The organism is Mycetocola spongiae (assembly GCF_020424085.1).
GTDB lineage: Bacteria > Actinomycetota > Actinomycetes > Actinomycetales > Microbacteriaceae > Mycetocola > Mycetocola spongiae.
The window spans coordinates 2,100,929-2,116,678 of sequence record NZ_CP080203.1 but is presented as its reverse complement, the minus strand read 5'-3'; the positions used below and the strand labels follow the sequence as shown (position 1 = coordinate 2,116,678).

General features: G+C 59.8%; 8 protein-coding genes, 1 tRNA gene and 2 rRNA genes. 4 read left to right on the top strand and 7 right to left on the bottom strand.

Annotation, left to right across the window (positions count from 1 at the left end):
- Nucleotides 1–38: 38 nt before the first annotated feature.
- The 6 genes from KXZ72_RS09590 to KXZ72_RS09565 form a co-directional block, all read right to left on the bottom strand.
- On the bottom strand, nucleotides 39–1,760 hold the full coding sequence (locus tag KXZ72_RS09590; RefSeq protein ID WP_226080596.1) for a protein kinase domain-containing protein: 1,722 nt from the start codon (nucleotides 1,758–1,760) through the stop codon (nucleotides 39–41).
- Nucleotides 1,757–3,214 (bottom strand): peptidoglycan D,D-transpeptidase FtsI family protein, encoded by a 1,458-nt coding sequence (locus KXZ72_RS09585; RefSeq protein WP_226080582.1) that lies wholly within the window; start codon nucleotides 3,212–3,214, stop codon nucleotides 1,757–1,759. Before KXZ72_RS09585 ends, KXZ72_RS09590 begins: the two co-directional genes overlap by 4 nt.
- On the bottom strand, nucleotides 3,207–4,553 hold the full coding sequence (locus KXZ72_RS09580; RefSeq protein ID WP_226083499.1) for an FtsW/RodA/SpoVE family cell cycle protein: 1,347 nt from the start codon (nucleotides 4,551–4,553) through the stop codon (nucleotides 3,207–3,209). The genes KXZ72_RS09585 and KXZ72_RS09580 overlap by 8 nt, the downstream gene beginning before the upstream one ends.
- Nucleotides 4,554–4,654: 101 nt before the next feature.
- Nucleotides 4,655–5,905 (bottom strand): Stp1/IreP family PP2C-type Ser/Thr phosphatase, encoded by a 1,251-nt coding sequence (locus tag KXZ72_RS09575; protein WP_226080579.1) that lies wholly within the window; start codon nucleotides 5,903–5,905, stop codon nucleotides 4,655–4,657.
- A 3-nt stretch (nucleotides 5,906–5,908) separates the two neighbouring features.
- Complete coding sequence (locus KXZ72_RS09570; protein ID WP_226080577.1) at nucleotides 5,909–6,442, bottom strand: FHA domain-containing protein FhaB/FipA; 534 nt, start codon at nucleotides 6,440–6,442, stop codon at nucleotides 5,909–5,911.
- Nucleotides 6,442–7,161, bottom strand: coding sequence for an FhaA domain-containing protein (locus tag KXZ72_RS09565; RefSeq protein WP_226080575.1), 720 nt, complete (start codon nucleotides 7,159–7,161; stop codon nucleotides 6,442–6,444). The genes KXZ72_RS09570 and KXZ72_RS09565 overlap by 1 nt, the downstream gene beginning before the upstream one ends.
- A 257-nt stretch (nucleotides 7,162–7,418) precedes the next feature.
- On the opposite strand from KXZ72_RS09565, the gene KXZ72_RS09560 reads away from it, so the two are divergent.
- Nucleotides 7,419–7,502: transfer RNA gene (locus KXZ72_RS09560), tRNA-Leu, on the top strand.
- A 371-nt stretch (nucleotides 7,503–7,873) separates the two neighbouring features.
- Nucleotides 7,874–8,737 carry a pentapeptide repeat-containing protein gene (locus KXZ72_RS09555; protein WP_226080573.1) on the top strand — a complete coding sequence of 288 codons (864 nt, stop codon included), beginning with the start codon at nucleotides 7,874–7,876 and terminating at the stop codon, nucleotides 8,735–8,737.
- Nucleotides 8,738–8,874: 137 nt separating this feature from the next.
- On the opposite strand, the gene KXZ72_RS09550 is transcribed toward KXZ72_RS09555, so the two are convergent.
- On the bottom strand, nucleotides 8,875–9,915 hold the full coding sequence (locus KXZ72_RS09550; protein WP_226083498.1) for an LLM class flavin-dependent oxidoreductase: 1,041 nt from the start codon (nucleotides 9,913–9,915) through the stop codon (nucleotides 8,875–8,877).
- A gap of 680 nt (nucleotides 9,916–10,595) precedes the next feature.
- Here KXZ72_RS09550 and KXZ72_RS09545 point away from each other — a divergent pair.
- Together KXZ72_RS09545 and KXZ72_RS09540 are read left to right on the top strand one after the other, a co-directional pair.
- Nucleotides 10,596–12,115 (top strand): 16S ribosomal RNA (locus KXZ72_RS09545).
- A gap of 415 nt (nucleotides 12,116–12,530) precedes the next feature.
- Nucleotides 12,531–15,652: ribosomal RNA gene (locus KXZ72_RS09540) — 23S ribosomal RNA — on the top strand.
- Together the 16S and 23S rRNA genes form the textbook arrangement of a ribosomal RNA operon.
- Nucleotides 15,653–15,750: the final 98 nt, after the last annotated feature.

Here is a 15,750-nt window from a genome sequence, read left to right as displayed (position 1 = left end):
CCATACCTACCCTGCGGTAAATATGGGGCCCACGAACTTTAGTTGCTTGGTGACGGCGCGGTTGGTGCCTGAATCGGAATATTTGTTGTGGGTGAGGAACCGGACTCGCCGTTCTCCCCACACTTGACCGAGTAGCTCACCGTGGCCGGGCCGGGGGCCCCACCGAGGATGATCGACACGCTCGTAGTATTCGGGCCAAGCACATTGGTTGCCGGGTTACCGGCAATCGTGGCACCGTTCAGGTTCAGCGTATATCCGGTGGTGCGCTGCGGCGCCGGGCACTGGTTGAAGGCGGGCCAGCTGACCGTGGCGGTTCCTCCGCTCACGCAGACACCACCATCACAGGCGACCGAGGGCTGACCGGAGGGCGTGGGGATCTCCGCGAGGGGGCCCAGAACGGTCACGGTGACCTGGGTACCCGGGGCGAGGTTTCCGCTCGGCGATACGGCCGAGACCGTACCCACCTTGCTGCTCTCGGTGGCGGCATTGCCGGTGGTCTTCTGCGCGTTCAGTCCCAGGGAGTTCAGTTCGGCGACCACCTGGTCACCGGGCTGACCCAGGTACTTATTGGCGTCCACCGCAATCCGCTCTTCCTCGGTGGGCTCGGGGCTGGGCTCCTCGGAGGGCTCCTCGCTCGCGGAGGAGGAGACCGACACGCTCGGGGAGGGCTCCTTCTCGCCACCGGTATTGGACAGCGCAAAAATCACGCCGGCCAGCACCAGGACCAGAACACTGATGAGGATGATGAGGGGCCACGTCCAGGGGCTCCGCTTCTTTTCCTCCTCGCCCTCCTCCTCGCCGGCCTCGCCATCCACGAGCGGCATGCTCGAGGTGGTGGCCAGAAGGGTGGTGGCGGCATCGGTGGGGGAGAGGATCTGCGTGGCCTGGGTGCCTGCAACGCCATCGGCGATCGCGGAGACGGCGACCGTGGCGGCCGCGATATCTCCCCGGCGCAGGGCCTGCGCCGCGCGCGCCACATGGGCCGCGGACGCCGGACGATCCGAGGGGTTCTTTGCGATCATCGAGAAGACGAGGTTGCGTACCGTCTCGGCCACCGTGACGGGCAGCTCGGGCGGGGCCTCGTTGATCTGCGCCATGGCGATCGCCACCTGGGACTCACCCGTGAATGGGCGCTTCCCGGCCAGCGCCTCATAGGCGACAATTCCCAGCGAGTAAATATCGGTCGACGGCGAGGCCGGCTGACCGGACGCCTGCTCGGGCGAGAGATACTGCACGGTTCCCATGACCTGACCGGTGGCCGTGAGCGGCACCTGATCGGCGATGCGGGCGATACCAAAATCGGTGATCTTCACGCGGTGATCGGGCGTGATCAGCAGGTTTCCGGGCTTAATATCGCGGTGCACAAGGCCCGCGGAGTGTGCCGCCTGCAGCGCGAGTGCCGTCTGGGCAACGATATCCAGGACCTGATCGGCCGGGAGTACACGCTCGCGCTCCAGGATCGTGGACAGGGCCTCGCCGGGCACCAGCTCCATGACCAGGAAGGCGCTACCCTCCTCCTCGCCGTAGTCATAAACATTGGCGATGCCCTCGTGGTTCACCAGGGCAGCGTGGCGCGCCTCGGAGCGGAAACGCTCGAGGAAATTTGGGTCGCCGAGATACTCGTCCTTGAGGATCTTGATCGCGACCGTTCGTCCAATTATGGAATCGGTGGCCTGCCAGACCTCGCCCATACCGCCAATGGCGATCCGCGAAACCAGCTCATAACGTCCCCCGAAGGTGAGTCCTGCCGTGGGTCTCATTTATTCAGCACCGCCTCTATCACTTTCTTTGCAATTGGCGAAGAAATCCTGTTTCCTGAGGTGTGGTAACCCAGGTTTGCATCATTTTCTACCACGACCGCCACCGCGACCCGGGGGTTTTCCGCGGGCGCGAACCCGGTGAACCACAGACTATAAGGCTCGTTATTGCCATTTTCTGCGGTACCCGTTTTCCCGGCCACATCAACCCCATCTATTCTTGCATTATTGGCCTGTCCGGTAGCCACTCCCGCGACCATGATTTGTGTCAATTGAGTCGCAACTTCGGGCGTAACCGCGTTATTTAACGTTTCGCTGTCAAAAGTCTTCACAACTTCGAGGTTCGGGCCGATCACGCGGTCCACGAGGCTGGGCTTTTTGAGCTCGCCCCCGTTGGCAATCGCGGCCGATACCATCGCCATCTGCAGCGGCGAAGTACGCACATCCCACTGGCCAAACGCCGACATTGCGGTATTGGGAACGTTGCCGTCCTTGGGATAAACGCTGGGCTCCACCGCGAGCGGAATCGACAGCTTCTTGTTAAAACCAAATTTCTCGGCCTGTTCGCGCAGGGCATCCGCCCCAAGCGCCATTCCAAGCTCCGCGAGCGGCACATTACAGCTCTGTCGGATGGCCTCGGCAAGCGTGACCGTATCGCCGGGTCCACATTTGCCGCGGGTGAAGTTATAGACCCGGGTATTGGTGCCGGGCAGCGTGAGCGACTCGGGGTTATCAAACTCGCTCTCGGGCGTGTAATTTCCCGAGGCGAGGGCGGCGGCGGCGACAACCACCTTAAAGCTAGAACCCGGGGGGTTCAGATTGCCGGAGATGGCGCGGTTGATCAGCGGGTCCTGCGGGTCGGCGATGAGCTCGTTATAGAGGCTGGTCACGGCGCTGTTATCGTGCGCCGCCATGCCGTTGGGATCAAATCCCGGGCTTGTGACCATCGCCAGGATCCGGCCCGTCTTCGGCTCGATGGCCACCACCGCGCCGCGGAGATCGCCGAGGGCATCCGAGGCCGCCTGCTGCACGGTGGAATCCAGGGAGAGTTCCACGCGGGAACCGCGCTGCGGCTGGCCGTCAAAGATGCGGCCCAGGTCGGCGAGGAACTGGGAGTTGCTGGTGCCCGAGAGATAGTCGTTCATCGCGTATTCGATGCCCGTGGCGCCCTGGACCGGGTTGAAATAGCCGGTCACGCCGGAATAAAGCGATCCCTGGGGATAGCTGCGCTGGAATCGGAACTGGTCATCGCTCGGAACGGATTCCGCGATCACCGTGCCATCGGCCAATACAATCGGGCCGCGCTCGATCTGATAGCTATCGTTCAGGATGCGCGTATTACGGGAATCCTTGGCCAGGTTATCCGCCTGCACGGCCTGGATAAGCGTGGTTGATATAAAGAGTGCGGCAAACATGCCCACCACCACAACGCCGACGCGGCGTAGTTCCTTATGCATCGGTCTTCACCTCCACCTCGGGCTTAACCCCGTCGCTGAGTTTCAGGAGGAGCGCCACAATGATCCAGTTGGCCACCAGCGCCGATCCACCCGCCGCGAGGAACGGGGTGGCTAGTCCGGTGAGCGGGATCACGCGGGTCACGCCGCCGACCATGATAAAAACCTGAAGCGCGATCGTGAACGCGAGGCCCACGGCCAGGAGCTTCCCGAAGTCATCGCGCGTGCTGAACCCGATGCGCAGGCCGCGGGCCACAATCACGAGGAACAGCGCCAGGATCGCAAAGAGACCGGCCAGACCCAGCTCCTCGCCGAGGCTTGTGATAATAAAATCACTCTCGGAGAGCGCGGTCACGGTGGGCTGCCCCTGGCCCAGGCCGGTTCCGGTCAGGCCGCCGTGGGCCAGGCCAAAGATGCCCTGCACGAGCTGCCAGCTACCGCCGACCTTCTCATAGTTCTCCTGCGAGAACGGATTCAGCCAGCTCTCGAATCGGCTGTGCACATAGCTGAGATTTTGGGCGGCAAAAAACGCGCCACCAAAAAAGAGCGCAAGCCCGATGAGGACCCAGCTCAGCCGACCCGTGGACACGTAGATCATGATCGTAAACATGCCGAAGTAGAGCAGGGCCGTTCCCAGATCGTGCTGAAAAACGATGATGCCCATCGACAGTGCCCAGACCACAAAAATGGGGCCCAGATCGCGCAGCCGGGGCAGGCGAATGCCCAGGAACTTCTTTCCAACAAGCGCGAGCGTATCCCGGGTACGGACCAGATAGCCGGCGAAGAAGATGGCCAGTGCGATCTTGGCGATCTCACCGGGCTGGAAGTTCAGCGAATCGCCGATGCTGATCCAGACCCGCGCGCCACCCACCGATTTTCCGAGGCCCGGAATCAGGGGCAGCAGCAGCAGGACAAACGCGAGGAGCCCAAAAATATAGGTATAGCGAAAGAGCACGCGGTGGTTGCGCATGATCAGGATCAGCGCGATTGCGGCGATGATCGCGAGGGCGCTCCACGTGATCTGGCGCGTCGAGGCGGCGGCCCAGCCGCTCGCCCCGCGGGAGAGATCGATGCGGTAGATCATTGCGACCCCGAGCCCGTTGAGCACGGTGGCCACGGGTAGCAGGATCGGGTCGGCATCGCGAGCCACAAAACGCAGGCAGACGTGCAAACCGATCACGAGGGCCGCAAGGCCCGCGCACAGATAGAGCACGGTGGCATCCACCCGCCCGATCGCGCCCAGCTGCACCGTGACCAGGGCCGCACCGTTGACCAGGCACGCAAAAATCAGGAGCGCGAGCTCACGGTTGCGATGCGCCTTGGGAAGGCGCAGCTTGCGCATCGTGCGGATCACGCCGGTATCGGCCCGGAAGAGTTCCTCGGGGTGTTCCGTGGTGACCACGGGGCCGGCCTGGGCGCGGGTGGGGGTCTGGTCCTGGGACACTAATTTGACTCCCTGCTCAGGGTACGCAGGCGCTCCACGATGGCCTTGGCCTCATCGAGGCTATCGGCACCGATTGAGCGTTCCACCTGATTGCGGTCATACGCGGAGAGCTTGGAGAGCTCAATTCCGGTATCGGAATATTCGTGGGAGAGCGAGATGGGACCGAGGTCCTGCTGCACACCCTGATAGATCATGACGGTCTGCTTATCCGGGCTTGCCCGCACAAAATAGCGTGACTGGGTCCAAGAATAGGCGACGAGGGAACCGAGAGCGATCGCCAGTACTACCACGATGGCGCCCACCGACCAGGTCAGCCGGCGGCGGCGCACCCGCCGGGCGTCCTCCTCGATGAGCTCCCCGTAATAATCCTCGGATTCGGGCTCAAAATGGCTCGGACCGGACGGCGCCGAGCGGCCGCCGTGCAGCCGCAGCGTCGGCAGAATGCTGGTGCGGCGCGGTGCTGAAAGTTCAAATGCGAGCGGCTTTGAGGCCGAACCCACGGTGACGGGTTCGGTGCGCGGCCGATCATCGCCCACATCGTAAATGACGATGGTGACATTATCGGGGGCTCCGCGATCCAGCGTGTATTTCACGAGGCGCTGGCCCACCTGATAGGCGTTTAACCCGGAGAGCAGGGTGGCCCGGATCAGGTCGTTATCCACCACACCGGAGAGGCCATCGGAGCACAGCAGCCAGCGATCCCCGGGCCGGGTCTCGAGCACCATCGTGTCCACCTCGGGAGCCTGGTCCACATCGCCGAGGACCTTCATGAGCACCGAGCGCCGCGGGTGCACCATCGCCTCCTCCTCGGTGATGCGGCCGGCATCCACGAGGCGCTGAACAAACGTATGGTCCGTGGTGATCTGCGTAAGTTCGTTATCGCGCAGCAGATAGATGCGGGAATCGCCGATATGGGCGATCGCAACCTGGTCACCAACCACGGCGAGGGCATCCACGGTGGTGCCCATGCCGGTGAGCTCGGGATGCTCAAAAACCGCCTCATTAAGCTGCGAGTTCGCGGCGATGATCGCGGTCTGCAGGGCGGCCGCGGCATCCTCGGCCGTGGGATAGTCGATATCGGCCTCGATGATGCGGCGCAGGGCCACGGCCGAGGCCACATCGCCTCCGGCGTGCCCGCCCATGCCATCGGCCACCACAAAGAGTTGGGTTCCCGCATAGCCGGAATCCTGATTATTCGAGCGCACCTTGCCGACGTGGGAGACGGCGGCGCTATCGCCGGTATAGGTCATGGTTTATCGCCGCAGCTCAAACGTGGTGGCGCCGACCTTGATGATGTCGCCGATATGGATCGGGGTGGGCGCGGAGATGCGCTTACCCGCCAGGAAGGTGCCATTGGTGGAATCCAGATCCTGGAGCATCCAGTCATCGCCCCAGAGCAGCAGGCGGGCGTGGTGCGTGGAGGTGTAATCGTCCTTGAGGATCAGGCCCGAATCGGCGGAGCGACCGATGGTCAGCTCGGGGCCGGAGAGGGGGCGATCCTGGCCCGCGCGCGGGCCCCCGGTGATCGCGAGACGGGACACATTATGAACCGTGGCCCGGTCGCCGACGGCGGGTGCCGGACGCGCCGCGGGAGCGGGAGTTGGTGCCACGCGGGCGGGTGCCGGTGCGGCCTTGGGGGCGGCCGCCGCGGTGGCCACGGCGGGCTTTTTCTTGCTGGAGCGCCCAAAGAGATCGGCGCGCAGGGCATAAACCACGGCAAAAACAAAGACCCAGAGCAGGAGCAAAAAGCCAAAACGCAGGACCAGGAGTAGCAGTTCACTGGGCATTAATTGGACCCCCAGAATCCGTCGCTGCCGCCCGCGGGGCCGGCGGATCGCCGCGCTGTCTGCGCGAGAAGTCGATAGGTGATTTCGGTGCGACCGATCAGGATCACGGAATCGGGCTCCAGGAGGGCCTGGCCCACCTTATGGCCGTTGAGCTTGGATCCGTTGGTGGAGCCCAGGTCGCGCACCTGGGCGCGCTTGCCATCCCAGAGTATTTCAACGTGTTTACGGGAGGTACCGGGATCGGCCACAGTGATATCGGCATCGCTTCCGCGGCCAATCACCGTGCGGCTCTGCGTGATCGGGAAGCGGCGTCCGTCGATATCCAGCACCGGGGTCCAGACCACGTCGGTCTCGGCATCCGCGGTATCAATATTCATCATGCCCTCGGAGAGGCCGGTGTCCTCCACCAGGGCAATGGAGACGCGGCCCGGAAAGGAATAGCCCTGGGCTGCGCCGTAACGCTCCACGATGCCGGTCAGCTCGGAGACGAGGGCGGAGCCCATCTTCTGCATGCGCTCATAATCGCCCGGTGCCAGATTTACGCGAAAATTATGCGCGGCGAGGATGCGATCGCGGCTGACAACGGCGGCGGTGGTATCGAGTTCTCGTTTCAGCGCGGAGGAGATTTCCACCGGCTGCAACCCCGAACGAAAGGTCTTTGCAAACGCGCCATTTACGGCGCGCTCGAGTCCCTTCTCGAAATTGTCCAGAATGCCCACAGATCTCCCCGGGGTGTCGTTTGAGGTGCCGATCGGCTAGAGCCATGTTAGTCGGCGCGACTGAGACTGGCACCTTTTCGAGAGATGGGGCGCGCGCCACGCCGTAGATTCGGGGGTCTCATACCGCGGAACTACGCGGCGGTGGGCGGATTCCGCCACTCCCAGGAATTCTCGATTCGCAAACGCACTACGCGCTGTGATAATCTCACTAAGTCCGCACGAGAGTGGGGATAAAACATGTGAAAGCATGTGTAACTGCGCGAGTGGCGGAATTGGCAGACGCGCTGGCTTCAGGTGCCAGTACTCGCAAGGGTGTGGGGGTTCAAGTCCCCCCTCGCGCACAGTTATGAGGGAGCCTCTCCCTCGGACTTCGGTCCGGGGAGAGGCTCCCTTTTTTATGCGTGCCGCGGCCCGAAACCGGGGCGACAGCGCAGCGCCCGTTCGGGGACAGCACAGGCTGTGTACCATCGCGCGTTCCCCGAAAAGCCCGGTATTTCCTCGCGCCCGATCCCCGACGGCGCCCTCGACCGTGGCCTCAACATCCGCTAGCCTGCAAGCAGTGAATCTTATGTTTTCCCTGTGACCCAGTGTCCCGTGAGTGTTTTTCGTCTGTCTGCCCGGGCAGCGGTGATTTTCTGCGCCCTCCGGGGGAGCTTCTCCGGAAGTTCCCGACCCCAGGCCCAGAAAAATCTCACTCCTGAAGGATCACTAAATGTCCACCATCAGACTGCCCGACCCCAGATTTGGAACCCCGGATCGCGACGCGCTGCGCGCCGATTGTGGGAATTGTTTTGCCCTGTGTTGCACGGCCCTGGGCTTTGCCCGCTCGGCCGATTTTGCCCGGGATAAACCCGCCGCTACCCCGTGTTCCCATCTCTCCGCGGAGTTTTCCTGCACCATTCACACCGCCCTCCGCCCGCGGGGTTACCGGGGCTGTACGGTATTTGATTGCTTCGGTGCCGGCCAAAACATCTCCCAAAATTTCTTCGAGGGCAAAAGCTGGCGGGCCGCACCCTCCAGTCGAGACGTGATGTTTGGGGCTTTTGGGGCCGCCCGGCAGCTCCATGAACTGCTCTGGTACCTGGCCGAGGCGCAATCGCGCACGTTTGATCCGGAGTGCGCCGCGACCGCGCGGGTCCTGAGCGCGGAGATCGGCGAGCTGCTGGGTGGTGGCCTCGAGGCTCTATTGGCCGCCGACCTGCGCGAGATTCATGCCCGGGTCCGGGTGGTGCTGATGGAGGTCAGTGAGCAGGTGCGGGAATCGCATCTTGCGGGGGGAGCCGACCATCTGGGTACCGGGCTACATCCGGGTGCGGATCTAATCGGCAGCGACCTGCACAACCGCCCGCTGCACGGCGCCGATCTGCGCGGCGCGTATCTGATCGCGGCGGATTTGCGCGGTAGCGATCTCTCCGGCGTCGATCTGCTGGGTGCCGATCTGCGCGATGCCCGCCTGCACGGTGCGGATCTCTCGTGTGCTCTGTATCTCACCCGCCCGCAATTGGCGGCCGCCGCGGGGGACGCGAGCACGCGCCTGCCCGCGGACCTGGAGGCCCCGCCACACTGGGGTGGCTAGTACCCCGGCACGACGAGAATCCCGTTCCCGTCCGGGTCTTCGCCCGAAACCCCGGACGGGGTGATGCGGAGCCGGGTACCCGCGGGTACCCGGCTCCGCTCCGGGAGCATCCCCAGGGGTGCCCCGGGGAGGCCCGGCTATTTGCCCCGGGCGAGGATCTCGCGTACGGCCGGGATGACCTCGGTGCCGTAGAGGCGGATGCTCTCCAGGAGCGTCTCGTGCTGCATCGGCCCGCTTGCATATTTCAGGTCAAAGCGATCCAGGCCCAGAATGCCGGCTGTCTTGGCAATCTTCGCCGCGACCGTTTCGGGGGAGCCCACATAGAGCGAGCCGTGTTCGATCTCCTCCACGTATTCGCGTTCGGTCACGGGAGGCCAGCCGCGCTCGGCACCGATGCGGTTGCGGTTCTCCCGGAAATGAGGCCAGAGCTGCTCACGCGCGAGCTCATCGGTGGCGGCAATATGACCGGGGGAGTGGGTGCCCAGGGGCATATGCGGCAGGCCCTGCTCGTCCTGTGCCCGGTGGTAGAGGTCCACATAGGGGGCAAAGCGCGCCGGGTCACCGCCGATGATGGCCAGCATCATCGGGATGCGATAGCGCACGGAGCGAATCACCGATTCCGGGCTGCCTCCCACGCCGATCCAGGTCTTAAGCGAGCCGGACTCGGTCTTCGGGAAAACATCCTGATTATGCAGGGGTGCGCGGTGTGTGCCCTCCCAGCTCACCGGCTTCTCGGTGAGGAGCTGTGAGAACAGGTCCAGCTTTTCGTTAAAGAGCACCTCATAATCGGCGAGGTCCAAACCGAAGAGCGGGAACGACTCCGTAAAGGAGCCCCGACCCAGAATCACCTCGGCGCGACCGGAGGAGGCCGCATCCAGTGTGGCAAAGCGCTCAAATACCCGAACCGGGTCGTCGCTGCTGAGCACGGTTACGGCGGTGCCGAGGCGAATGCGCTCGGTGCGGCCGGCAATCGTGGCCAGCACCATATCGGGAGCGGAGATGGCGAAGTCATCGCGGTGATGCTCGCCAATGCCGATGAAGTCCACGCCCACGGAGTCGGCAAGTTCGGCCTCCGCGATCACATTGCGAATGACCTGCGCCGAGGAGAGCGGGGTCCCCGCCGCGTCCACCGTCACATCGCCGAAGGTATCAAGCCCGAGTTCGAGCGGTGTAGACATCATGCCTCTTTCTTAAAGTATTCAAATGAATCAATTACCGGAACCGACGCACCCGGGAAAACATTCCCAATCGCCAATATTGCCGCGAACGCCACGATTCTGATGCCCTCCGATGCCTGGGCGAGAGCCCGGAAGTGGTCCCTCTTATATACAAGCCTCGCCGAGGGCCTCAAAATGACCGCGACACGCCTAGCGACGGGGTCGATTTGCCGCTTCTGTGGATCGCACGTATAGTTTTACCTATCACCCCAAAGGTGCGGCCAAGCGGAATGCGGGTCGGCCTCAAGCGGGGATCATCCCCACCAAATATTCTGAACTTGTTTCGGTTGTGTTTGTGTGGCAGGATGGGAATCCTTCACTTCGGATGCCCCACTCAAAGCCTTTAGGTTTTGGAAGCGAGTTCGTGGTGGATGGTGATGTATATCGTGACCCCTAGGAGAAGCACCCGTTTGTGGTGTGGAAATGGGGAGTATCCGATCCTTGAGAACTCAACAGCGTGCACAATGTCAAATGCCAAAAACCTCGGCCACTTTTTAGTGGTGGAGATTCCTTTGGAAAACATTTAAACAACAAAGCAAGTCAGTAATGATTTGTTCTGTCAGTTTCAAACTCGCAGTTCTCGTCCTATTCCGGGCGGGTTCGGCATAAAATGTCCCGGCTTTTAGTCGTGGAGATAAACATTTACGGAGAGTTTGATCCTGGCTCAGGACGAACGCTGGCGGCGTGCTTAACACATGCAAGTCGAACGATGAAGCCCAGCTTGCTGGGTGGATTAGTGGCGAACGGGTGAGTAACACGTGAGTAACCTGCCCTCCACTCTGGGATAAGCGCTGGAAACGGCGTCTAATACCGGATATGAACTTCCACCGCATGGTGGGGGTTGGAAAGAATTTCGGTGGGGGATGGACTCGCGGCCTATCAGCTTGTTGGTGAGGTAATGGCTCACCAAGGCGACGACGGGTAGCCGGCCTGAGAGGGTGACCGGCCACACTGGGACTGAGACACGGCCCAGACTCCTACGGGAGGCAGCAGTGGGGAATATTGCACAATGGGCGAAAGCCTGATGCAGCAACGCCGCGTGAGGGACGACGGCCTTCGGGTTGTAAACCTCTTTTAGCAGGGAAGAAGCGAAAGTGACGGTACCTGCAGAAAAAGCACCGGCTAACTACGTGCCAGCAGCCGCGGTAATACGTAGGGTGCAAGCGTTGTCCGGAATTATTGGGCGTAAAGAGCTCGTAGGCGGTTTGTCGCGTCTGCTGTGAAAACCCGAGGCTCAACCTCGGGCCTGCAGTGGGTACGGGCAGACTAGAGTGCGGTAGGGGAGATTGGAATTCCTGGTGTAGCGGTGGAATGCGCAGATATCAGGAGGAACACCGATGGCGAAGGCAGATCTCTGGGCCGTAACTGACGCTGAGGAGCGAAAGGGTGGGGAGCAAACAGGCTTAGATACCCTGGTAGTCCACCCCGTAAACGTTGGGAACTAGATGTGGGGACCATTCCACGGTCTCCGTGTCGCAGCTAACGCATTAAGTTCCCCGCCTGGGGAGTACGGCCGCAAGGCTAAAACTCAAAGGAATTGACGGGGGCCCGCACAAGCGGCGGAGCATGCGGATTAATTCGATGCAACGCGAAGAACCTTACCAAGGCTTGACATATACCGGAAACGGCTAGAGATAGTCGCCCCGCAAGGTCGGTATACAGGTGGTGCATGGTTGTCGTCAGCTCGTGTCGTGAGATGTTGGGTTAAGTCCCGCAACGAGCGCAACCCTCGTTCTATGTTGCCAGCACGTTATGGTGGGAACTCATGGGATACTGCCGGGGTCAACTCGGAGGAAGGTGGGGACGACGTCAAATCATCATGCCCCTTATGTCTTGGGCTTCACGCATGCTACAATGGCCAGTACAATGGGCTGCGATACCGCAAGGTGGAGCGAATCCCAAAAAGCTGGTCCCAGTTCGGATTGAGGTCTGCAACTCGACCTCATGAAGTCGGAGTCGCTAGTAATCGCAGATCAGCAACGCTGCGGTGAATACGTTCCCGGGCCTTGTACACACCGCCCGTCAAGTCATGAAAGTCGGTAACACCCGACGCCGGTGGCCTAACCCGTAAGGGAGGGAGCCGTCTAAGGTGGGATTGGTAATTAGGACTAAGTCGTAACAAGGTAGCCGTACCGGAAGGTGCGGCTGGATCACCTCCTTTCTAAGGAGCAACTGGCACTTTATGTGTCCAGGCCCCAGATCAGAACGACTGTTTCTGCTGGGAGCTCATGGGTGGAACATTGACATTGCTGTGCATGAAGTTTTGTGTGGTTAGTACGTCTTCTTTGAGGATGGGAACGCTGTATGGGATGGAGTGTGCAGGTGCACGTTGTTGGGTCCTGAGGGACCGGGCCGAAATTTTGTTTCGGACGGCCTTCTGGGCTAAAGCTGAGGGACATTTTTTGTCGTGATGTTTTAGTACCGCCCGTACTTTGAGAACTACACAGTGGACGCGAGCATCTTAAAATTCAAAGCCTTTATGGTTTTGTTTTGATAATAAGATGATCTATTTATAGATCATTGGTCAATTTCTAAGAGATTTCTTTTAGGTTTGATCGATTTTTATACTCATGTGATTTCAAATTTTTAAGAGCAAACGGTGGATGCCTTGGCATCTGGAGCCGAAGAAGGACGTAGTAATCTGCGATAAGCCTCGGGGAGCTGATAAACAAGCTGTGAGCCGAGGATTTCCGAATGGGGAAACCCCGCTGCGCGTGGCAACATGACGTAGTGACTCCCGCCTGAATATATAGGGCGGGTAGAGGGAACGTGGGGAAGTGAAACATCTCAGTACCCACAGGAAGAGAAAACAATAGTGATTCCGTCAGTAGTGGCGAGCGAACGCGGATCAGGCTAAACCGAGCATGTGTGATATCCGGCAGGAGTTGCATGTTCGGGGTTGTGGGACTTTCCAGGATCATCTGCCGATGGTCGAACATTAGAGAGCGTTATAGACGAATGGTCTTGAAAGGCCAGCCAGAGACGGTGCCAGCCCGGTAGTTGAAATGACGTAATCGTGTGGAGAGTATCCCAAGTAGCACGGGGCCCGAGAAATCCCGTGTGAATCTGTCAGGACCACCTGATAAGCCTAAATACTCCCAGATGACCGATAGCGGACAAGTACCGTGAGGGAAAGGTGAAAAGTACCCCGGGAGGGGAGTGAAATAGTACCTGAAACCGTTTGCTTACAAACCGTCGGAGCCTCCTTGTTGGGGTGACGGCGTGCCTTTTGAAGAATGAGCCTGCGAGTTAGTGATATGTGGCGAGGTTAACCCGTGAGGGGAAGCCGTAGCGAAAGCGAGTCTGAATAGGGCGATTCAGTCGCATGTCCTAGACCCGAAGCGAAGTGATCTATCCATGGCCAGGTTGAAGCGTGTGTAAGAGCACGTGGAGGACCGAACCCACTTAGGTTGAAAACTGAGGGGATGAGCTGTGGATAGGGGTGAAAGGCCAATCAAACTTCGTGATAGCTGGTTCTCTCCGAAATGCATTTAGGTGCAGCGTTGCGTGTTTCTTGCCGGAGGTAGAGCTACTGGATGGCCGATGGGCCCTACAAGGTTACTGACGTCAGCCAAACTCCGAATGCCGGTAAGTGAGAGCGCAGCAGTGAGACAGTGGGGGATAAGCTTCATTGTCGAGAGGGAAACAACCCAGACCACCATCTAAGGTCCCTAAGCGCGTGCTAAGTGGGAAAGGATGTGGAGTTGCAGAGACAACCAGGAGGTTGGCTTAGAAGCAGCCACCCTTGAAAGAGTGCGTAATAGCTCACTGGTCAAGTGATTCCGCGCCGACAATTTAACGGGGCTCAAGCACGCCACCGAAGTTGTGGCATTAATATTTTTGGTAGGCCTTCGTGGTCCAGCCGTATTGATGGGTAGGAGAGCGTCGTGTGGCCAGCGAAGCGGCGGTGTAAACCAGCCGTGGAGGCTACACGAGTGAGAATGCAGGCATGAGTAGCGAAAGACGGGTGAGAAACCCGTCCTCCGAAAGACCAAGGTTTCCAGGGCCAGGCTAATCCGCCCTGGGTAAGTCGGGACCTAAGGCGAGGCCGACAGGCGTAGTCGATGGACAACGGGTTGATATTCCCGTACCGGCGAAGAACCGCCCAAGCTAATCCAGTACTGCTAAGTGTTTCGAAACCATGATGACCGAGCCCTTCGGGGTGGAGCTTTATGGCAACGCACACGACCCGATCTGGTGCGGTTAGCGTATTAACAGGTGTGACGCAGGAAGGTAGTCGGTCCTAGGCGATGGTTGTCCTAGGCCAAGATTGTAGGCCGGGAGATAGGCAAATCCGTCTCCCATATAGGCTGAGAATTGAAGGGGAACCCGTAAGGGTATGATCCGATGATCCTATGCTGCCAAGAAAAGCATCGACGCGAGGTTCTAGCTGCCCGTACCCCAAACCAACTCAGGTGGTCAGGTAGAGAATACTAAGGAGATCGAGATAATCACGGTTAAGGAACTCGGCAAAATGCCCCCGTAACTTCGGGATAAGGGGGGCCTAGCATGTCAATGGATTTACTCCAGGTAGCGTGTTTGGGCCGCAGAGACCAGTGGGAAGCGACTGTTTACTAAAAACACAGGTCCGTGCTAAGTCGCAAGACGATGTATACGGACTGACGCCTGCCCGGTGCTGGAAGGTTAAGAGGAACGGTTAGCCGTAAGGCGAAGCTGAGAATTTAAGCCCCAGTAAACGGCGGTGGTAACTATAACCATCCTAAGGTAGCGAAATTCCTTGTCGGGTAAGTTCCGACCTGCACGAATGGCGTAACGACTTCCCAGCTGTCTCAACCGTGAACTCGGCGAAATTGCATTACGAGTAAAGATGCTCGTTACGCGCAGCAGGACGGAAAGACCCCGTGACCTTTACTACAGCTTGGTATTGGTGTTCGGTGTGGCTTGTGTAGGATAGGTGGGAGACGTTGAAGCATGCACGCTAGTGTGTGTGGAGTCGAAAGTTGAAATACCACTCTGGTCATATTGGATATCTAACTTCGAACCGTGATCCGGTTCAGGGACAGTGCCTGGTGGGTAGTTTAACTGGGGCGGTTGCCTCCTAAAAAGTAACGGAGGCGCCCAAAGGTTCCCTCAATCTGGTTGGCAATCAGATGGCGAGTGTAAGTGCACAAGGGAGCTTGACTGTGAGACTGACAAGTCGAGCAGGGACGAAAGTCGGGACTAGTGATCCGGCAGTGGCTTGTGGAAGCGCTGTCGCTCAACGGATAAAAGGTACCTCGGGGATAACAGGCTGATCTTGCCCAAGAGTCCATATCGACGGCATGGTTTGGCACCTCGATGTCGGCTCGTCGCATCCTGGGGCTGGAGTAGGTCCCAAGGGTTGGGCTGTTCGCCCATTAAAGCGGTACGCGAGCTGGGTTTAGAACGTCGTGAGACAGTTCGGTCCCTATCCGCTGCGCGCGCAGGAAATTTGAGAGGATCTGACCCTAGTACGAGAGGACCGGGTTGGACGAACCTCTGGTGTGTCAGTTGTTCCGCCAGGAGCACCGCTGATTAGCTACGTTCGGGATGGATAACCGCTGAAAGCATCTAAGCGGGAAGCCGGCCTCGAGATGAGATTTCCATCCCTTAGGGGGAGAGGCTCCCAGTAGACTACTGGGTTGATAGGCCGGATGTGGAAGCGAGGACTACAGACTCGTGAAGCTGACCGGTACTAATAAGCCGATAATTTGATAATCATTACTCAGACACAGTTTTTAAAGGTTGGTGTCTGGGGTCCAGAGTGATGTTTGCGTCCACTGAGTGGTTCTCGATGTACGGTCGAGAACCAAACAA